The 18,821-nt window shown below is 41.6% G+C and carries 19 protein-coding genes; 8 read left to right on the top strand and 11 right to left on the bottom strand.

Going from position 1 to position 18,821, the window contains the following annotated elements; all coding sequences use genetic code 11:
* Positions 1–32: 32 nt before the first annotated feature.
* From trhA to thrS, 9 genes are all read right to left on the bottom strand, one after another.
* The gene (gene trhA, locus BG260_RS07515; protein ID WP_069131350.1) at positions 33–647 is read right to left on the bottom strand and encodes a PAQR family membrane homeostasis protein TrhA; all 615 of its coding nucleotides are present in this window, start codon (positions 645–647) and stop codon (positions 33–35) included.
* A 74-nt stretch (positions 648–721) separates the two neighbouring features.
* Positions 722–1,015, bottom strand: a complete 294-nt coding sequence (locus BG260_RS07520; protein ID WP_245683925.1) for a cell division protein ZapA — start codon at positions 1,013–1,015, stop codon at positions 722–724.
* Positions 1,016–1,017: 2 nt separating this feature from the next.
* On the bottom strand, positions 1,018–1,266 hold the full coding sequence (locus BG260_RS07525) for a hypothetical protein (RefSeq protein ID WP_069131351.1): 249 nt from the start codon (positions 1,264–1,266) through the stop codon (positions 1,018–1,020).
* A gap of 12 nt (positions 1,267–1,278) precedes the next feature.
* Positions 1,279–3,696 (bottom strand): phenylalanine--tRNA ligase subunit beta, encoded by a 2,418-nt coding sequence (gene pheT / locus BG260_RS07530; protein WP_069131352.1) that lies wholly within the window; start codon positions 3,694–3,696, stop codon positions 1,279–1,281.
* Positions 3,697–3,777: 81 nt separating this feature from the next.
* On the bottom strand, positions 3,778–4,788 hold the full coding sequence (gene pheS, locus BG260_RS07535; protein ID WP_069131353.1) for a phenylalanine--tRNA ligase subunit alpha: 1,011 nt from the start codon (positions 4,786–4,788) through the stop codon (positions 3,778–3,780).
* A gap of 118 nt (positions 4,789–4,906) precedes the next feature.
* The gene (rplT, locus tag BG260_RS07540) at positions 4,907–5,254 is read right to left on the bottom strand and encodes a 50S ribosomal protein L20 (RefSeq protein ID WP_069131354.1); all 348 of its coding nucleotides are present in this window, start codon (positions 5,252–5,254) and stop codon (positions 4,907–4,909) included.
* 37 nt (positions 5,255–5,291) lie between these two features.
* Positions 5,292–5,495, bottom strand: coding sequence for a 50S ribosomal protein L35 (gene rpmI, locus BG260_RS07545; RefSeq protein ID WP_069131355.1), 204 nt, complete (start codon positions 5,493–5,495; stop codon positions 5,292–5,294).
* Positions 5,496–5,567: 72 nt separating this feature from the next.
* Complete coding sequence (gene infC / locus BG260_RS07550; protein ID WP_069131356.1) at positions 5,568–6,092, bottom strand: translation initiation factor IF-3; 525 nt, start codon at positions 6,090–6,092, stop codon at positions 5,568–5,570.
* A gap of 36 nt (positions 6,093–6,128) precedes the next feature.
* Positions 6,129–8,078, bottom strand: coding sequence for a threonine--tRNA ligase (thrS, locus tag BG260_RS07555; RefSeq protein ID WP_069131357.1), 1,950 nt, complete (start codon positions 8,076–8,078; stop codon positions 6,129–6,131).
* A 148-nt stretch (positions 8,079–8,226) separates the two neighbouring features.
* Here thrS and BG260_RS07560 point away from each other — a divergent pair, with 148 nt between their 5' ends.
* Together BG260_RS07560 and BG260_RS07565 are read left to right on the top strand one after the other, a co-directional pair.
* On the top strand, positions 8,227–9,639 hold the full coding sequence (locus tag BG260_RS07560; RefSeq protein ID WP_069131358.1) for a PAS domain-containing protein: 1,413 nt from the start codon (positions 8,227–8,229) through the stop codon (positions 9,637–9,639).
* Positions 9,603–10,730 (top strand): sensor histidine kinase, encoded by a 1,128-nt coding sequence (locus BG260_RS07565; protein WP_141691539.1) that lies wholly within the window; start codon positions 9,603–9,605, stop codon positions 10,728–10,730. Before BG260_RS07560 ends, BG260_RS07565 begins: the two co-directional genes overlap by 37 nt.
* Positions 10,731–10,783: 53 nt before the next feature.
* On the opposite strand, the gene BG260_RS07570 is transcribed toward BG260_RS07565, so the two are convergent.
* On the bottom strand, positions 10,784–12,904 hold the full coding sequence (locus BG260_RS07570; RefSeq protein ID WP_069131360.1) for a M3 family metallopeptidase: 2,121 nt from the start codon (positions 12,902–12,904) through the stop codon (positions 10,784–10,786).
* 376 nt (positions 12,905–13,280) lie between these two features.
* Between BG260_RS07570 and BG260_RS07575 the strand changes: the two genes are divergently transcribed.
* The 3 genes from BG260_RS07575 (at position 13,281) to BG260_RS07585 (ending at position 15,948) form a co-directional block, all read left to right on the top strand.
* Positions 13,281–13,793 carry a hypothetical protein gene (locus BG260_RS07575; protein ID WP_069131361.1) on the top strand — a complete coding sequence of 171 codons (513 nt, stop codon included), beginning with the start codon at positions 13,281–13,283 and terminating at the stop codon, positions 13,791–13,793.
* Positions 13,794–14,119: 326 nt separating this feature from the next.
* Positions 14,120–15,394, top strand: a complete 1,275-nt coding sequence (locus BG260_RS07580) for a site-specific integrase (RefSeq protein WP_069131362.1) — start codon at positions 14,120–14,122, stop codon at positions 15,392–15,394.
* 56 nt (positions 15,395–15,450) lie between these two features.
* Positions 15,451–15,948, top strand: a complete 498-nt coding sequence (locus tag BG260_RS07585; protein ID WP_069131363.1) for a hypothetical protein — start codon at positions 15,451–15,453, stop codon at positions 15,946–15,948.
* A 99-nt stretch (positions 15,949–16,047) separates the two neighbouring features.
* Here the strand turns inward: BG260_RS07585 and BG260_RS14355 are convergent, their stop codons facing one another.
* The gene (locus tag BG260_RS14355) at positions 16,048–16,194 is read right to left on the bottom strand and encodes a hypothetical protein (RefSeq protein WP_245683926.1); all 147 of its coding nucleotides are present in this window, start codon (positions 16,192–16,194) and stop codon (positions 16,048–16,050) included.
* A 3-nt stretch (positions 16,195–16,197) separates the two neighbouring features.
* On the opposite strand from BG260_RS14355, the gene BG260_RS14595 reads away from it, so the two are divergent.
* From BG260_RS14595 to BG260_RS07600, 3 genes are read left to right on the top strand one after another with little or no spacing between them, the layout of a single operon-like run.
* Positions 16,198–16,308, top strand: a complete 111-nt coding sequence (locus BG260_RS14595) for a hypothetical protein (protein ID WP_408005556.1) — start codon at positions 16,198–16,200, stop codon at positions 16,306–16,308.
* 18 nt (positions 16,309–16,326) lie between these two features.
* Positions 16,327–17,847 carry a DNA primase family protein gene (locus BG260_RS07595; RefSeq protein ID WP_083750164.1) on the top strand — a complete coding sequence of 507 codons (1,521 nt, stop codon included), beginning with the start codon at positions 16,327–16,329 and terminating at the stop codon, positions 17,845–17,847.
* Entirely contained in the window at positions 17,834–18,805 is a 972-nt protein-coding gene (locus BG260_RS07600) for a DUF6371 domain-containing protein (protein ID WP_069131365.1), read from the top strand. Before BG260_RS07595 ends, BG260_RS07600 begins: the two co-directional genes overlap by 14 nt.
* The last annotated feature ends 16 nt before the right edge of the window (positions 18,806–18,821 follow it).

Here is an 18,821-nt window from a genome sequence, read left to right on the forward strand (position 1 = left end):
GTGAGGGGAGAACCACAGAATTCTCTCGCAAACTAAACGAATGCAGCGATAGTAATAAAGTGGCTGACACTGCCGGCAAGCACAAAAAGATGCCAGATTCCGTGCGCCAGTTTATGTTTGCTGTCGAGAACATAAAAGAGTACTCCCATGGTGTAGAGCAGCCCGCCAGCCATCAGCCAATCCATAGCAGTTACTGAAAGATTATTCATCAGTGGCTCCATCACCAAAATAACAAGCCATCCCATCAATAGGTAGATGACCAACGGTAAGATTCTGTGACCTTTTTGAGGCAGTAAATCTATAACAATGCCAATCATGGCTAATCCCCAAATAATGGCGAAGATGGTCCATCCAATGTGATTAGGCAACGTGACAAGAGTAAACGGCGTATAGGTACCTGCAATCAGAAGATAGATTGCGATGTGATCAAACTTCTGGAAGATTTTCTTCCACTTTCCCCTGAAACTGTGATAAAGTGTGGAAAACAAGTAAAGAATAACCAGGGTGGATCCGTAAACGGTAAAGGAGGCGATTTTCCAAATATCGCCTTGTTGAATGGACAGATAGAGTAGTAATGCAAAGCCTGCAACAGCAGCAATTACGCCAATAAGATGTGAAATGGAATTGAAACGTTCTCCTTTATACATGATGAAAAATAGAGGTAAAGTAAATAGTGAGGTACTAACGCTTAAAGTAGCTCAAAAATTCTTTATCAGCTAAATCAGGTCAGCTCTTTGATGAAATTTTCAAGTTTATCATTCACCTGATCCATCAACTCACTCTCTTTGTCCTCCTGAACCTGAAGTCTAGATCTTAATTCAAACAGTTCTTCAGCAATATTCAGACAGGCGAGTATCATCACTGTTGAGTCGGGCTGGTTAGAGAGCTGATTACGATACATTCTGAATTTTTCATCGACAAACTGTGCCATTTGCCGAGTAGCTTCCACTTCACTCTCCTCAACTTTAAGGGGAATTTGCTTACCCATGATCGTTACTTTAATCGACTGCATCATAGCTATTTATTCAGATGTTGATTCAACTTTTCAATGAGTCCGTCAACTTTATGCCTCATGGCAATTCGTTCCGATTCGCTGATAGATGAGAAGATATCGGTTTGCTCTTTCTGTATCTCTTCCAGCTTTGATTTAAGCTTCAGGTTTTCCCGGCTCAGTTCCTTGTTCTTCTTTCTAAGTGATTGAACCTCAGTCCGTATCTGCTCCAGAAGATTGAAAAAAGTTTCCTTTTGAATTTCACTGATAGCCATAAGTAAGCTAATTTAAGATCTCAATTTAGCTCCAAAGTCGTTCTCCAAAGATTGAACAATTTTTTGAACTTTCGGTTCTACATCTTTGATTGTCAACGTTTTATTAGGATCTAAAAAAGTGAGCCTAAATGCAATACTTTTTTTCTCTTCTCCAATATTTTTTCCTTCATAAACATCAAAAACCGATATAGACTTGAGTGTATCATCTGCGGCTTTTTGAATACCTGAAGAGAGCTCACCCGCTCGGATCGACTTATCAACGATAAAGGCGGCATCAAACTCGAATGAAGGGAATTTGGCAACCGGAGTGTAGGTAGTTTCAGATCGTCCGGCATTCAATTCAAACAGTTCAGTTAAATCAACTTCTGCTATAAATACATCCTGCCCAACATCAAAGCTCTTCAATACCTCTTCATCCAACTGCTGCAGAGTTGCAATGATCTTTCCATCCAGCAAATAGTTAAGAGAGTAATTGCTCTCCGCTTTTCGCTCAACTTTTCCATCAATATTTAGAAAATGTATTAACGACTCAAGATCAGATTTGATGTCAAACACCGAATAAGCTTCCGATGCACCCTGCCAGTTATCTGATCTCTTCTGACCGCAAACTCCCATCAGAAGGTTTGTGTGTTCCCGGACTCCCTCAATCCAGGTACTTTGTTCTTTCTCAACATTTTTGAAGACGTGCCCAATCTCGAAGAAGCGAATATTCTCGATATTCCGGTTCAGGTTGTAACGGATTGACTTCAGGAATCCGCCACTGAGATGGGTTCTTAAGGTTGTATTCTCCTGAGATACAGGATTCAGTGTTGAAATCTGTTCCTCTCTATCTGCCAAGGCATCTGCTTCTTTCTGAGAAAGGAGGGAGTTGGTTGTAATCTCTTTGTAGCCAAGACTTCGAGCAAATCTTCTTATTTTCTGATTGTAAACTTCAGTCTCTGACAGTGTTTCCGGTGTAAAAAATGGAGAAGTTTCAGGAGACGGTATATTATTATAATCGAATATACGTCCTACTTCCTCAATCAGATCAATCTCCCTGGATACATCCGGGCGAAAAGTCGGAACTTTGCAAAGAAGCTGACCTTCACCGGCAAGGGTAGTTTCAAACTCAAGATCGTTCAAAATCTTCTCGGCATCCTTCATCTTTAAGGAGGTACCCAGCACCCGGTTTATTCTGGAAAGCCTGAGTTTCACTTCACACGGTTCAAACTTCACAGGATGAACATCTGCGTATCCTTCTACAATTTCACCGCCGGCAAGTTTCACAATCAGTTCTGCTGCGCGCTGAGCGGCTTTGAGTTGAATTTCAGGGTCAATGCCTCGTTCAAACCGATAGGAGCTGTCAGTTTGCAAAGCAAGGCTTTTAGAAGTTTTCCTGATGGATGAAGGTTTAAAATACGCACTTTCGATCAGTATGTTGGTTGTGCTGTCAGTAACTTCACTGTTTTCTCCACCCATCACACCGGCAATTGCCACCGGTCCGTTTCCATCACAAATGAATAGGGAACCGGCCGGAACCTCACGTTCTACATCGTCCAGTGTTGTGAATTTAACGTCCTTGTCAAATGTTTTAACGTCTATTTTCTTATCGGCAATTTTATCATAATCAAATGCATGGAGAGGCTGCCCAATTTCGTGCAATATAAAATTCGTTACGTCAACTACGTTATTTCTTGGGCGTAACCCAATGGCTGTTAATCGCTGTTTCAGCCAGGCAGGTGATTCTTTTATTTCAACACCTTTCACCATCATCCCCACATAACGGTGACACTTCGTTTTGTCTTCAATAGATATAGAAATTTGGTCATCAATCGAGCCTGCTTTCGATACTAATTCGTTGTACGGGTTTTTTAGGGGGCTGCCGGTCACGGCAGAAAGGTCACGTGCTACTCCAACATGACAAGCTGCATCGGGACGATTTGGCGTGAGGCCAATTTCAATAATTACATCCTTTTCAACATCCAGGGCCTTCTTAAGCGGAGTTCCGGCTTCCAGATCAGGATGAAGCACCATAATTCCTGAATGGTCATCACTCAGGCCCAGCTCAGATTCCGAACAGATCATTCCATTTGATTTCTCTCCACGTAACTTCGCCTTTTTGATCTTCAGGTAACTTCCGTCCTCCATGGGTAACGGCATTACAGAGCCGACAGTGGCAACGGGTACTTTCTGTCCTACAGCAACATTGGGTGCTCCACAAATAATTTGGACTGTATCGGAGCCTACATTGACATCACAAATCTGAAGTTTATCAGCGTTAGGGTGAGCTTTTACCTCGAGTACTTCCCCAACAACAAAACCGTCAAAATCAGAACCGATCTGCTCCATTCCTTCTACCTCAAGTCCGGAGAGGGTTAATTTCTCTGAAGTTTCTTCGGGTGTTAAATCAAGATCGATATACTCTTTTAACCAGTTGTAAGAGATGTTCATGCGTAATGTCGTTCGGTTTTATCAGTCTGAAAGTTGTTGTTTGAATTGTTTAAATAACAATCTGAATAGAGAAATAGCGTGTTACGATTTGAACTGCTCTAAAAATCGGATGTCATTTTCATAGAGAAGACGAATGTCATCGATTCCATAGCGAAGCATGGCAATTCGGTCAACGCCCATTCCAAAAGCGAAACCGGTATAGATTTCCGGATCCACATTCACAGATTCAAATACATTGGGATCGACCATTCCGGCGCCCAGGATCTCCAGCCACTGACCACCTTTCTCATTCTCCCACCACACATCCATCTCGATACTGGGTTCAGTAAATGGAAAGTAGGAGGGACGCACACGGTATTTCACATCGCTGCCATACATAAGTTTCGCAAACATGACGAGCGTTTCAATCAGCTCACCCATGTTAACATTCTTATCCACATAAAGTCCCTCAACTTGATTAAACTGGAAATAAGATTTTGCTGTTACGGCCTCATTTCTGTACACACGCCCCGGCATGATGGACCTGAGTGGCGGCTGCTGATTTTTCATCAAACGAATTTGAACGGGTGAAGTATGAGTTCTTAAAACCAGGTCCTGCTCATTTTGGTCATCCGATTTTCGAACAAAAAATGTATCCTGCATGTCCCGGGCAGGGTGGTCAGGCGGAAAGTTGAGTGCAGTAAAATTGTGAAAATCGTTCTCCAATTCCGGACCGTCTGCTATGTTAAAACCAAGCCTCAAAAATATCTGCTTCATCTCATCAAGTGCCTGGGTGAGAGGGTGAAAAGAGCCGGCATAGGTTGGTTCTACAGGCAGCGTAATATCATCTAAAGCACCAAACTCTTTTCGGGTTGCTTTTTTGAGTTCAAGCTGTGCGTCATCAAACTTTTGCTGAGCGAGAACTTTAACGCCATTCATCGCTTTACCAACTTCCGCTTTTTGCTCTTTCGGCACCTTACCCATCAAGGCGAACATACTCTGGATCTTTCCGTTACGGGAGAGGAATTCTAATCGAAAGGCTTCCAGATCATCTTCATTTGAAATGTTAAAATCTTGAATCTCTTTTTTGATCTTTTCAATGTTGTCGATCATGCCGTTATGCGCTTTTAAAAGACTCTAAGGAGAGTATGGTTAGTAAGTTCGTCAATAATTGATAAAAAAAAGCCGGCAAACCTTAAAAGATCTGCCGGCTGTAAATAGGAAATAACAATTAGTTTACTGCTTCTTTGACAATTGCAGCAAATGTTTCCGGATCGCGAACGGCGATGTCGGCCAACATTTTTCGATTAATTTCCATGTTGTTTTCTTTCATGCCGTGAATAAGCTTGGCATAAGTGGTTCCGTTTAATCGAGCAGCTGCATTTATACGCGTAATCCAAAGCCGACGAAACATTCTTTTACGAACCTTTCGGTCGCGGTATTGGTACTGAAGACCTTTTTCTACCGCATTTTTGGCAACGGTGTAAACGTTTTTGCGTCTGCCCCAATAGCCTTTCGCCTTATTGAGTATCTTACGGCGACGGCGACGGGAAGCCACCAGATTTCGTGATCGTGGCATTTTTACTTAACGTTTAGAGATTAATTGTTTAGTGTAATTACTTTCCACCGTAGGGGAGCATATCCTTGATTGAGGATTCATCAGCTTTGTGAACCAATGCATCCTTGCCGAGGTTATTTTTCCGCTTCGATGTTTTCTTTGTCAAAATGTGACGCTTATAAGCTTTCTTGCGCTTAATTTTACCGGAACCGGTAACCTTAAAACGCTTCTTGGCGCCACTATTCGATTTCATTTTAGGCATAATTAGCGTAATTGTCTGAAATTATAAAGAACAGAAAGATAAAAATGTTTGAGTTCTGATAAAAGCTATTCTTTAATCTTTTGACGGAGACAATACCATGATCATTCTTCGCCCTTCCATGGTCGGTTTGGACTCAATTTTACTCACGTCGCTCAACTCTTCAGCCAGATTTTGCAGTAGCTCCTCACCTTGCTCCGTATAGAGCATATCTCGGCCTCTGAACTGCACAGTAGCCTTAACTTTATCGCCACCTTCCAAAAACTCTCTTGCGTGACGAGTTTTAAATTCAAGGTCGTGATCGTCTGTTGTAGGACGGAAACGCAGCTCTTTTACCTGTATGGTGTGCTGTTTCTTTTTGGCTTCCTTCTCCTTTTTCTTTTTTTCGTACATGAATTTTCCAAAGTCGATCACCTTGCAAACCGGCGGTTTGGCATTGGGTGCAACTTCCACTAAGTCCATGTCAAATGATTCGGCAATTTGCAGGGCCCGTTCAACTGAAACGATTTCGTGATCTTCATCAGGCTTAATTAACCTGACTTTTGAAGCCCGAATCTCGTTATTGACCCTGGGCCGGTCATCATCTCGTTTTCTTCTCATAGGTCGTCGTCTTGCGATAAGTAAACCTCTGTGTTTTTATTTATGATTAGATATTAATGATTTCGAGTTTATCTCGTCCATCACTTTGTCAAAAAATTCATCGAGCGAAAACGTTCCAATATCGCCTTTTTTATGTCGTCTGACGGATACGGTTCGATCTTTCTGCTCTTTGGCTCCAACTATTAACATATAGGGAATTTTTGCATTTTCTGCATCCCTTATTTTTCCGCCAATCATTTCGGAGCGGGTGTCCACTTCTACGCGAACTCCTTCGGCTTCAAATTTAGCAGCACACTCTTCAGCGTAACTGTTAAAATCTTCCGAAATCGGTAAAACCTTCATCTGTAAAGGGGAGAGCCACAGTGGGAAATCACCTGCAAAATGTTCAATTAAAATACTTACAAATCGTTCCATTGACCCAAAAGGGGCTCGATGGATAATTACCGGTCTGTGCTTATTATTATCTGATCCCACATAGGTCAGATCAAACCGCTCCGGCATTACATAATCAACTTGAACAGTTCCAAGCTGCCACTTTCTACCGATGGCATCCCGGATAATAAAATCGATTTTTGGTCCGTAAAAACTGGCTTCTCCGAGTGCAACTTTATAATCGAGATCCATCTCATCGGCTACCTCTTTGATTTCCTGTTGCGCTCGCTCCCAATATTCATTGTTGCCACCATACTTTTTGTCATTGTCATCCCGGAAAGAGAGACGAATATCTACCGGCATTCCAAAAGTGCTAAATACAAATTGAGTAAGCTCGATCGTGCTTTTTATTTCACCCTTAAGCTGATCGTGTGTGCAGTAAATGTGAGCATCATCCTGGGTAAACCCGCGCACACGAGACAAGCCATTCAGCTCTCCGCTCTGCTCATAACGGTACACGGAGCCAAATTCAGCAAGCCTGAGCGGGAGATCACGATAACTGCGCAGTTCATTTGAATAAATTCTGTGATGATGAGGGCAGTTCATCGGTTTGAGCATATACTTCTCATCATCCACCTCCATCGGATCAAACTGAGAATCCTTGTAGTAAGGGTAGTGCCCGGAAGTTTCATAAAGCTCAATATTGGCAATATGAGGAGTGATTACCTCTTTATAGCCGCGCTTTTTCTGTTCATCACGCAAAAAAGCTTCCAGTGTTCTGCGCAGTACGGTACCATTCGGCAACCATAACGGTAATCCGGAGCCAACCATGCGGTCCATCATGTAAATACCGAGCTCTTTGCCCAGTTTTTTATGATCTCGCTTTTTGGCCTCTTCAAGCTGCTCAAGATACTCTTTCAGCATTTTCTGTTTGGGAAACGTAATTCCGTAAATTCTCGTCAGCTGTTTGCTATCCACATCACCGCGCCAGTAGGCACCGGACATGCTGGTGAGTTTAGCTGCCTTGATCAGGGAAGTATTAGGAATGTGCGGACCTTTACACAAATCTGTGAAATCACCTTGCTCATAAAATGTGATGGTTCCGTCTTCCAGATCCTTAATCAGGTCAACTTTATACTCATTGCCTTTCTCCTTATAGAAGGTGAGAGCTTCCTCCTTGGAAACTTCACGCCGTTTGAACTCCTCCTTATTTCTTGCAAGTTCAATCATCTTCTCTTCAATTTTCGGGAGATCGTCCAGACCTACTGTTTTATCCCCGAAATCGATATCGTAATAGAATCCGTTTTCAATTGGAGGACCAATTCCAAATTTTGCATCAGGGTACAGTTCCTGAACAGCTTCGGCCAGCAGATGGGCAGATGAGTGCCAGAATGTGTACTGTCCGTCTTCCGAATCCCATGTGTTAATTTCTATAGTACCATTTTCAGTAATAGGAGCGTCAAGATCTTGAATGGTACCATTCACGGTTACACTTAACGCATTGCGAGCTAATCCCTTAGAAATAGATTCGGCGACTTCATATCCTGAAATTCCTTTCTTATACTCTTTTTCAGCACCATCAGGAAAGGTGAGCGTAATAAAATCTTCTGGCATTAAATTTTTTGTCTGTGAGGAAAAAGTTTATTTCGTTAACATGTGAACTGTTAAAATACAAAATCCTGACAATCCTTTAAACTGTTATCTCTGTTTGATATAGTTGAAATAAATTTCATCGGGAAGGTGCAGAAATAAAAACTACGTGATGGAAAAATCTGCTCTACAAAATGATAAAATTGGTACGTTCTTTACCAATGAGTGCATGCTTCTTTACGACTATTACACGCTTGATATACTTGAAGTTAATGATGCCTGTTTAAGAAAGTACAAGTTTACTGAGGATGAATTTTTAGCCAAGAAAATAACCGATCTGGGCGAAAAATTTAGAGAAGGTGTTCGTGACACTTCATCAAACAACGAGCGCTTTCAGCTTCCTGCCATTTGGAAACACTACCGAAAGGATGGCTCTTCATTTTATGTACAATTCACCTTCCATCAGTTAAAACGGAATGGACGGAATGTTCAATTTTGCATACTTCACGATATTACAAACGAAATTCCCGATCTCAGCAAAAAGCTGCACCATCTTCCAAGAGTAGATACCTATCGTGAGCAGCTGCCCCTCGCCACAGTAGAATGGGACCGTAATGGTATCATCAGAGATTGGTCACCAAAAGCTGAGGAGATTTTTGGCTGGAAGTTTGAAAAGATTTTGGGCAACTCTCTGTTTAAAGCAGGGGTGGTAAAACTCTCTCAGAAGCAGATGATTCTTGATAAAATTCAGGAAATGACTGCTCATCAGACAACCTATTTCACGTTTGACACGGCTGTGGAAAATCTGGAAGGTAAGATAATACACACCACCTGGCACAACACAGCAAACTACGATCAGGCCGGTAAGCTTCTGACAGTCGTTTCGCTGATTGAAGATGTATCAGAGAGCAGGGTAGCCGAGGAGAGGTTAATGGCATCTGAGCAGCGATTCAGAGTACTAAGTGAGGCATCAACAGTAGGGGTTTATTTAATTCAGAATGGACACTTACGGTATGTTAACCCAATGTTTTGCAAGATATGCGGATTTGATAAAAACGAACTGATAAACGGAATTGATCCACTGGAATTAATTCATAATCAGGATTTAAAAAAATTACTGACCATCAGGCAGCGCTTTTACAACTCCGAAATCGATTCTTTTGAAATAGATGCCCGTGCAAATGCAAAAGACGGAACTCAAATTTATGTTCGAATTTACGGATCAAAAATTGAGCTTGATGGTCAGTTGGCAATTATGGGCGTAGTGATTGATCAAACGCGGCAGATGGAAATGCAGAATAAGCTCAACCACTCCATTCAAAGCTACAGAGATCTGTTTAATTCAATCGGCGATGCAATTTACATTCACGATGAGAGTGGAAAATTTACTGAGATCAATCAAACCGCAGAGGAAATTTTTGGATATACCAGGGAGGAGATGATTGGTAAGGACCCCATGCTTTTTGCGGCTCCCGGAAAGGTCGACCCGAAAGAGACCTATCATTACATCCAAAGTGCATTGAATGGCCAACGTCAGCGGTTTGAGTGGTGGGCCGAGCGAAAAATGGGGAGGTTTTTCCCATAGAGGTGACGTTAACTCCGGGTAAATATTTTGGCAAAAATGCGGTTATTGCAATGGCCAGGGATATCAGTACTCGACATGAACAGCAGAAAGATTTAAAACATAGTGAAGAGCTGTTCAGACAGCTGTTTCAGAATGCTCCGGTGGGCATCGTAATGCTCGACAGTCATAATGAGGTGAGACGAGTGAATAAAAGTTTTGAGTCGATATTTGGCTACTCCGGGGAAGAGATTAATGGATTAAATATTGATGAAATCATTGTAGGAAAAGATCAACGTGATTCGGCTCGCAAACTTTCAAACAGTACAGAGGCGTTTAAGGTAACCGGTGTTCGAAGAACTAAATCGGGAGATGCGGTTGATGTACTGATTTACGGCGTGCCGGTGAAAGTTGATGGAAAAACGATCGCCATTTATGGTATATATTTGGATATCACAGATCAAAAAAGGGCTGAGACTAAACTGAAAGGTTCGCTGAAAGAAAAAGAGGTGTTGCTCGCTGAAATTCACCACAGAGTGAAAAACAACCTGGCGGTTATTACCGGCTTGCTCGATCTCCAGTCTCACAGTTCTGAGAATGAAGATGTTCAGAATGCTTTGAAAGACAGTCAGATGCGTATAAACACCATGGCATTGATTCATGAAAAGCTTTATCAGAACGATACGCTCTCCAATATCGACTTTTCAAGATACATCGTTGAATTGGTTGAGGTTATTGAAAAATCTCATCAAAAAACAGCAGACAAAATTGACATCCGGCTGGATCTTGATAAAATTGAATTCACTATTACACAAGCTATTCCCTGCGGTCTTTTACTGAATGAGATCTTGACTAACAGCTTTAAGCACGCCTATCCTGATCAATTTTCAGGTAAACCGGAAATTCAAATATCCCTCAGCTCTGAGGATGAAAATAAGATTTTATTGAAGGTATCGGATAACGGAGTGGGGTTGCCTGAAGATTTTGAAGACTTGGGCAAAACGTCGCTGGGGCTCACTCTTATCAAAACCTTATGCCGACAAATTGATGCTGAAATGAGTGTCATCGGTTCGCAAGGAACGACCTATCAATTTATATTTAAGCTTGAAAAATAAAATAGCCTCATCCAGTTTGAATGAGGCTGACATAAAATTGCTTTGATGTGTGACTAGTCTGAGGAGAGGCCTCGTCTTTCAAGTAAATGTTGCACATCGGGCTCACCGCCTCTGTACTCCCGATAGAGATTCATCGCTTCATCACTGCCGCCTCTGGAGAGAATATACTGCCGGAAGCGATCTCCATTTTCACGGGTCAGCCCTCCCTGATTCTTCATATATGCAAAAGAATCTGCAGCTAAAATTTCGCTCCAAATATATGCGTAGTAATTAGCAGAATATCCGCCGGAAAAGATGTGGGAGAAGTATGCCGACTTATATCTTGGAGGGATCGCCGGATTGTTCAGGTTGTATTTTGCAAGGGAAGCATTTTCAAATGCAACCACATCTGAAGGAATTGACCCCGGAGATAACAGATGCCACTCCATGTCCACTAATGTTGCGGCAAGATACTCGTAGGTATCAAAACCTTGATTAAACTCCCGGGCTTCAATCAGTTTATCCAGCAAATCCTGAGGAATTTGTTCGCCGGTTTCATAATGGACGGCATAGTTTTCAAGAACTTCCGGCAGAATTGCCCAATCCTCCTGAAAGGTAGATGGAAACTCTACAAAATCTCGCGGAACCGAAGTACCTGCAAGAGAAGGGTAGGTGACATCGGAAAAGAGACCGTGAACAGCATGTCCCATTTCGTGAAATAATGTGGTTACATTATCGAAGCTGACTAATGCAGGCTCTCCCTCTGCGGGAGGTGTGATATTCAATACATTAACGACTACCGGCTTTCTCTCTTTCAGGTGAGATTGTACTACAAAAGAGTTCATCCAGGCACCGCCTCGTTTAGAATCTCGGCTGAAGAAATCACCGTAGAAAAGTCCAATCTGAGATCCGTCATCATCCATAACATTCCAAACACGAACATCCTCATGATAAACGGGTAGATCAAATCGCTCTTCAAACGTAATTCCAAAGAGTTTTTCCATGGCATAGAAAACACCGTCGTTTAACACTTTGTCAAGTTCAAAGTACTCTCGAACCTGATTATCATCGATGTTATACTGTTCCTGGCGAACTTTTTCTGCGTAATATTCCCAATCCCATGGCCGCAAATTATCTTCAACTCCATCGCGCCTCATGTACTGTTCAATAAGTGAGGCTTCATTATTACTGTTGGTAATTACGGGAGGTATTAAATCCTGTAACAAGTTCAGAACGCGTTCAGGTGATTCCCCTGTTTGAGGTTCAAGTGCATAATGCGCATAGGTTTCGTAGCCGAGAAGTTGGGCTCTTTCTGCCCGCAGCTCTGCGAGTTCAAGAACAATAGGGCGTGTATCAATTCCGCCATTTTCTCCCAATCCTCTAAAAGCTGAAGCTTCCCATACTTTTTGTCTCATTTCGCGATTATTTAGGGAGGAGAGGAGGGGATGACGGGTTGTATTCGAAATATTGATCAGGTAACGATCTTCAAGGCCGCGCTGCTCCGCTGCCTGTTTTGCTGATGCTATTCTATCACGACTCAGACCATCGAGCATATCGGCGTCATCCACAACAACGGCTCTCTCACGGGTAAGTTCGAGCAGTTTTTCCTGAAATTCTGTTGTAAGAGAAGAAATTTGCTCATTAATTTGCCTCATCCGCGATTGCTGTTCGTCACTGAGTTGAGCACCGGCTCGTATGAAGTCGCGGTGAGTATCTGAAAGCAATTTGCGCGATTCACTGTCGAGATCAAGATTGTCTATATCATTATAGAGTGATTCAACTCGTTCAAACAGGTTTCGGTTCAGATAGATATTATCTGAGTGAGCAGCTAACAAAGGTGCCAATTCAGATTGGATTTTCTGAATTTCATCATTTGTGTGAGCCGATGTTAAATTAAAAAATACTCTTTGAACCCGGGTGAGCAGTTCACCGCTCATCTCCATGGCAACTATGGTATTATTAAAAGTGGGTTCTTCATCCTGATTAGCTATCTCCTCAATTTCCTGTAGCTGCTCTTCCATTCCACGCTGAAACGCCGGCAAAAAATGGGAGTTTTCAATTTTATTAAAGTCCGGTGCTCCAAATGGGAGGGAGCTTTCTGAGTAAAAGGGATTTTGGTTCATATCTGAATCATTACTACAACTGACAACCAGAATGGCCGACATCAGTATAATTGTTATTGAAAATTTTGTCATGAGTCTGTTATTAGAAGGAAAATTATCCATATAAATTAACGTGAGGGATATTGGAAACAAAATAAGAGTCGGGGAATATTTCATTCAGAATCATAACACTTCACTCATTTTCTATTAATAGGTATTTCGGATAGTCAGAAAATTTTGACTATCGCTCTAAGCGAATACTTTAATAGGATAAATTACTTACATGAAATTTTTTTAATAATCGGTTGTTGGTCAGTTTTCATTGAATATCCATCCGTAAAAATCGTTACATTAAATAACTGATTTAGCAATCAATTAAGCGCAGGCATTTTATTCGCCTGTGGGGTAAAAAGTTAGGAGTGATATTGAGTCTGAAATTTGGACGGACTCCATCAACCAGGGTAAAATCATGAAGTGGCTATCGTCACATTTTTATGCAGCATCCGGGATGGTTCTATTAGCATCTCTGATTTTGATTTCGGCGTGTAAATTACACACACTGCAAACGTTTCCGTCTCCGGGTGTCAATAATTATCAACAGCAATTGGTCATTCGAAGTGCTGTGATCCCCTCTGACTCCAATATTCTGGCAGAGCCGCTTAATTCGCAATTAACCCGGAATGACGCCTTATTAAATGAGCCCACTGATGAGACTCTCACATTAATAGAGTCTGTAGATTGGGAGCATCGTCAATCGTCCATCGATGAACACAGAATCTTATTTGAGGTTTCACACAATGCCGATTCCATCTCTTATCAAATTACGGCTTGTGATCAATTGTGGAGTGACATCATACGCTGCTCTGATATGGCTTACTACGAGATTGTAGCCGTTAAGGGAGAGAAGGTAGAAACAGTTCGTGATTCTATTAACCTGAAATTTCTGAATGAACTATTTGTCTTAGATCGTTCCGGAAATTAATTATACAAAACACCCCAAATTCTGACACTCTTTTCTATTCGTATTCGCATATAATATTGGGAAAGACTAAAAAGAGTTGCTCAACAGTTGTCTAAATCTTCGTCGGATAATTGGAAATGTATAAATCCGACAGGTAGAATTAAACAAGCGGAAAAGATAGGAGTGGGTTCAGGCAGACTCAAACCAGTGTAGAGCCATGAAGTGAACTGAACTATAAATACGCTCTAATCTATTTTATTCCCTTATTTTGTTGTTCATTGGTTTTCAACTAAGCAATAAGAACCGTAAATTCTTGGTAACAGAAACGGTAACTTTGCACCACGCCAATGAAAACCACGATCAAACCTTTCCTACTGAAGAGAAGAAAAACAGCTGATGATCTGTACCCGGTATATTTCAGGATTACTCAGCAAGGCTCATATTCTCTTTACTCAGCTGAGATCTACATTGACAAAGATATGTGGAATAAGCGAGGGAACTACATAAAGCGGAACTGGATCAAAGATCATCCTTCAGCTGATGCCTGGAATAATCAGATATACAAAATCTGGAAAAGGATTGAGGATATCATTGAACAGAATCCGGGTATCAATAGAAAACAGATCGTGAAGAAGCTCAACAATGATGATCAGTCTGGAGAGGTTGTTTCCTTTGTTGACAAACAGATCAATTCAATGGAAGATGATGGCCAATATCACCAGGCTAAACATTTCAGAGTGTTATTGAATAAGATACAGGACTTTGTACGCTCTTCTGATGATTACTCAAATGAAGTACGCTTCTCTGATATTGATGTTCAGTTCCTGGAGGACTTCAAAGAATGGCTGGGGAAAGATCAATTTAATGATGATGGCTCTATACAATGGAAGGCAAACCATGTTAATACGATATCAAAAGAGATGGTACGCCTGAAGCGATTACTCAAAGAGGCCAATAAGCAGGGATATATCAGGTCGAATCCGTTTGATGATCCACACTACAACAAGGTTGCCACTGTGAAGTCGAAGAAAAAGGCTCTATCCATTGAACAAATTGAAAGGATTGAGGCTCTGGAGCTGGAAAAGGGTTCATCCTTATGGCACGTGAGAAACTACTTCCTGTTTTCGTTTTGGAATGCAGGGATCAGGTTCACAGATCTGGCTCTGTTAAAGTGGGAAAATATCAAAGATGGCCGATTGATATATGAGATGGGTAAAAATGGTAAAGAGAAGAATATCAAACTACTCCAGCCAGCAATCGAGATCCTGAGCCATTATAAAGATCATCCAGATAGTATTGAGAATTTCATCTTTCCGATCATCCAGCAGAAGAATCTCACACCGTTAGGGCTGAAGAAAAAGGCAGGATCTGCAAACGCTATTGTAAACAGAGATCTGAAAGAAATTCAGAAGATGGCTGATATCCAGACGAACATATCATTCCATATTTCGAGGCACTCCTTTGCACGCTGGGCAAAAAAGAAAGGCCTCAGTTTGGAAGCGATAGGCAAGGCACTGGCTCACAGTGATCGAGCCACTACTGAGCAATACCTGGATGACCTGAGGGAATACGATGCCGATTCTGAGCTGGAAACGCTGTTTTTGTCAAAGGGCAAAAATTAAATGTTTTGTTCAGATGCCATTTTTACCATTTTTACCATGAATAAAATAACGCTGTTATGATAACACTATCAGAAACTTTATCTAAAATTCTAAAATGTGAGATAACTGGAAAAACTGATTTAGTGAACCTTGTTGATGAAATATCAAAAGGATCAAAAGAAAGACTTCAGTCAATGAAATTTGAAATTGAGGACTATATCAATAATCAAAGTTTTTCTTATAAACTGGGCATAATGAGAAAATACTGGCCAGATGTGAATGATAAGATTTATCACAAAAGAGCACTGGATGGCTTAGCAAACCTTAAAAAGTTTGTGAAGATTGTTGAGTTAAAACTTGATACCTATCAAGATCCACGCCTGAAATATTATTCAGAAAATTACTGGGATACTGCATTTAAAATTTATCGAGATGATCAAATTAGTTGGAAAAGTGTCTATAAAAAAATGATTGCGGAAATGGAATCTCTTGGAATTGAAAAAAGACACACAAGCTTTGATTCATTCGATTCAGCCAGGAAGAGATACCAAAGGGAACAGCGTTCCTCTAATTAGGTAACTTTGTTCTTTAACTTATTGAATTCCATAGCTTTATATTGCGCATGAAGCAAACAAAAACCACCACACACTTAAGCAATGGAAGATACTTTAATACTAACGAAGGCAAGCATTCTGAAGCAGGTCGTTAATCAGGTTTTTGATGAACGTATTCCACAAATAGCCGAGCAATCGAACCAGAAGCCCTTCCTCACTAAAGAGGAAGTAATGGAGTTGACCGGATGGAGTTCTCGAAAACTTCAATACATGAGAAGTTCAAAACAACTTTCTTATGTGAAACATGGCCGTTCAATAGTATATCCGACAGACGAATTTTACCAATTCATGGAGCAACACCACATTAAACCGCTCCAATAACATAAACGAACAATTAACATGATTACCCCAGATGAAATAATGGACGAGGCCACCACATTGGCCACGAATGGCGTTGATAAAGATTCAACGTACATACTCAATTATCTTCTCAAACAGATCAAACCGATTGATTTTAAGGCTGAGGCCTTTTCTGATCAGTACGATAAGCTCCTGAAGCGAAAGGAAGAGGCTACTAAATCAAATGATGATGATACACTGGCTAAGATCCAGAAAGAGATCGAAGGCCTGAAATTGTATCAAAAACACTATCTGATCATTACGATTGAGAAGCTCCTGGAGATTGCCCGGAGTCGTGGCTGGGATCTGTGCAAACGATACATTTACTATTATGTGTATAATGGTAAATACTGGATTGTGATTGATGAAGCGGTATTGACCACGTTTTTGGGCAAAGGAGCTGAGAAGATGGGAGTTCCAAAATTTGACTCCAGACATTATGAGTTCAAAGATAAACTCTTCAAACAATTTGAGGCCTCAGCACACCTTCCAGAGCCTGAAATAGATGATGACACCACGCTGATTAATCTTCAAAATGGTACTCTCGAAATTACACCGGAGGGCTACGAATTAAGAGAATTCAGATCACAAGATTATTTGACGTATCAGATGAACTTTGAGTTCGATCCTGAAGCCACCGCACCAATATTTGAGAGATACCTTTCTGAAGTGTTACCGGATGAAGAGAGCCAAAAGGTACTGGCTGAGTTTATGGGTTACATATTCACCCGAAATCTGAAGCTGGAGAAAGTTCTCTTCCTTTATGGTAGTGGCCGAAATGGAAAATCTGTGATGTTCGATATCATCCGGGCAATGCTGGGAGAGGATAATATATCATACTACTCACTTCAATCAGTTACTGGCGATGATGGATATCACCGGGCAAAGTTGGTAAACAAATTAATCAACTGGGCTTCCGATGTTGGTGATCGACTCCAGAGTAACACCTTCAAACAGCTTGCAAGTGGTGAACCAATTGAATGCCGTTTACCATATAAAGAGCCGTTTTTGATGACAAACGTCTGCAAATTTGCATTCAATACAAACACTCTTCCGGCTGATGTTGAGCATACAGACGCCTTTTTCGAGCGCTTTCTGATCATTCCCTTTGATGTGTATATCGAGAAGGAAAAGCGAGATCCAAAGCTGGCAGAGAAGATCATTGCAAATGAATTACCAGGAGTATTGAACTGGGTTCTGGATGGCCTCAACCGACTACTCGAACAGGGTACATTTTCACGATGCCAGGCAAGTGATGAAGTTCTCAAAGAGTTCAGGAAGGAATCGGATTCAGTGGCACTGTTTGTAGATGAAATGAACTACAAACCTGAGCCGAGCCATTGGACGAAGGAAAAGCCCGTTTACGATGATTATCGGCAGTATTGCTATGGAGAGGCGCTCAAACCATTAGCGAGGAAGAACTTCAGGAAGAGGCTTCAGAATCTGGGGATCTTCTCAGAAGTCAAAGACGTTGGCCGGGTTGTTTTTATGAAAAAATATTCGATGAATGGCACTCACTAAGTTTAGATATCAATTAGATTCAGGAAGCAAAAAGTTTCGCTGTCCAGCTTGCCAGAAAAAACGTTTTGTTCGATACGTTGATTCTGAAGATGGAAACTACCTTCCTGAAGATGTTGGAAGATGTGATCGAGAGCTGAATTGTGGCTATCACAAACCACCGAGAGAGGCAGACGGCCTGAGTATTGGCAGTGCTTTATATTCGATGCCTGAGCCACCACCTGAGCCAGTGCCGAGCTACATATCAAAAGAATATCTGGAGCGCTCTCTGGGCAAATATGAACGCAATTCACTGATCAGATGGATGGCCACACTGAAGGGCTGGAGCTGGGCGCTTGCCACCGATACGGCTAAAGAGTATAGAGTTGGTACTTCCTCAGATGGCTGGGCAATATTTTGGCAGATAGACCAGGAAGAGAAGATCCGTTCCGGTAAGATGATGGCCTATTCAAATGATGGCCACCGGATCAAAGAGGGATATTCTCAGGACTGGATACACTCCAAACTAAAGAGATCCGGCCACCTGAATGATTTTGAGTTGGTACAGTGCTTTTATGGCCTTCACTTATTGGATGATCGGCCAGTGGCTATTGTGGAGAGTGAGAAAACCGCAATCATTGCCTCACAATATTTAACTCAGTTCACCTGGATGGCTTCAGGCCAGCTAAATGGTATCAATGAATATAAGATGCAACCGCTCAAAGGCCGAAAGGTTGTTTTGTTTCCAGATATCGGTTGTTTCAATCAGTGGAATGATAAGGCTCTGGAGCTGGCTCACATGGCTGATATAAGCGTTTCCACTCTATTGGAAGAGAATGCACCGGATCAGCACAAAGGATATGATATTGCTGATTATTTGATTGAGTACGATCTGAGAGATTTTTCACCCCATGGCTGGAATCCGTTCACTGGAGAGATCTTTGATGATAGAGGCTATCCAAAAAGCTGGGATGATGTGTAAGGATAGAGAAACATAT

The organism is Rhodohalobacter halophilus (assembly GCF_001715195.1).
Taxonomy (GTDB): Bacteria; Bacteroidota; Rhodothermia; order Balneolales; family Balneolaceae; genus Rhodohalobacter; species Rhodohalobacter halophilus.

Excerpts from the sequence above, each read along its gene's own strand:
- trhA (WP_069131350.1), bottom strand. The coding sequence starts at position 647 with ATGTATAAAGGAGAACGTTTCAATTCCATTTCACATCTTATTGGCGTA.
- BG260_RS07520 (WP_245683925.1), bottom strand. The coding sequence starts at position 1,015 with ATGATGCAGTCGATTAAAGTAACGATCATGGGTAAGCAAATTCCCCTT.
- BG260_RS07525 (WP_069131351.1), bottom strand. The coding sequence starts at position 1,266 with ATGGCTATCAGTGAAATTCAAAAGGAAACTTTTTTCAATCTTCTGGAG.
- pheT (WP_069131352.1), bottom strand. The coding sequence starts at position 3,696 with ATGAACATCTCTTACAACTGGTTAAAAGAGTATATCGATCTTGATTTA.
- pheS (WP_069131353.1), bottom strand. The coding sequence starts at position 4,788 with ATGATCGACAACATTGAAAAGATCAAAAAAGAGATTCAAGATTTTAAC.
- rplT (WP_069131354.1), bottom strand. The coding sequence starts at position 5,254 with ATGCCACGATCACGAAATCTGGTGGCTTCCCGTCGCCGTCGCCGTAAG.
- rpmI (WP_069131355.1), bottom strand. The coding sequence starts at position 5,495 with ATGCCTAAAATGAAATCGAATAGTGGCGCCAAGAAGCGTTTTAAGGTT.
- infC (WP_069131356.1), bottom strand. The coding sequence starts at position 6,092 with ATGAGAAGAAAACGAGATGATGACCGGCCCAGGGTCAATAACGAGATT.
- thrS (WP_069131357.1), bottom strand. The coding sequence starts at position 8,078 with ATGCCAGAAGATTTTATTACGCTCACCTTTCCTGATGGTGCTGAAAAA.
- BG260_RS07560 (WP_069131358.1), top strand. The coding sequence starts at position 8,227 with ATGGAAAAATCTGCTCTACAAAATGATAAAATTGGTACGTTCTTTACC.
- BG260_RS07570 (WP_069131360.1), bottom strand. The coding sequence starts at position 12,904 with ATGACAAAATTTTCAATAACAATTATACTGATGTCGGCCATTCTGGTT.
- BG260_RS07575 (WP_069131361.1), top strand. The coding sequence starts at position 13,281 with ATGAAGTGGCTATCGTCACATTTTTATGCAGCATCCGGGATGGTTCTA.
- BG260_RS07580 (WP_069131362.1), top strand. The coding sequence starts at position 14,120 with ATGAAAACCACGATCAAACCTTTCCTACTGAAGAGAAGAAAAACAGCT.
- BG260_RS07585 (WP_069131363.1), top strand. The coding sequence starts at position 15,451 with ATGATAACACTATCAGAAACTTTATCTAAAATTCTAAAATGTGAGATA.
- BG260_RS14595 (WP_408005556.1), top strand. The coding sequence starts at position 16,198 with ATGAGAAGTTCAAAACAACTTTCTTATGTGAAACATGGCCGTTCAATA.
- BG260_RS07595 (WP_083750164.1), top strand. The coding sequence starts at position 16,327 with ATGATTACCCCAGATGAAATAATGGACGAGGCCACCACATTGGCCACG.
- BG260_RS07600 (WP_069131365.1), top strand. The coding sequence starts at position 17,834 with ATGGCACTCACTAAGTTTAGATATCAATTAGATTCAGGAAGCAAAAAG.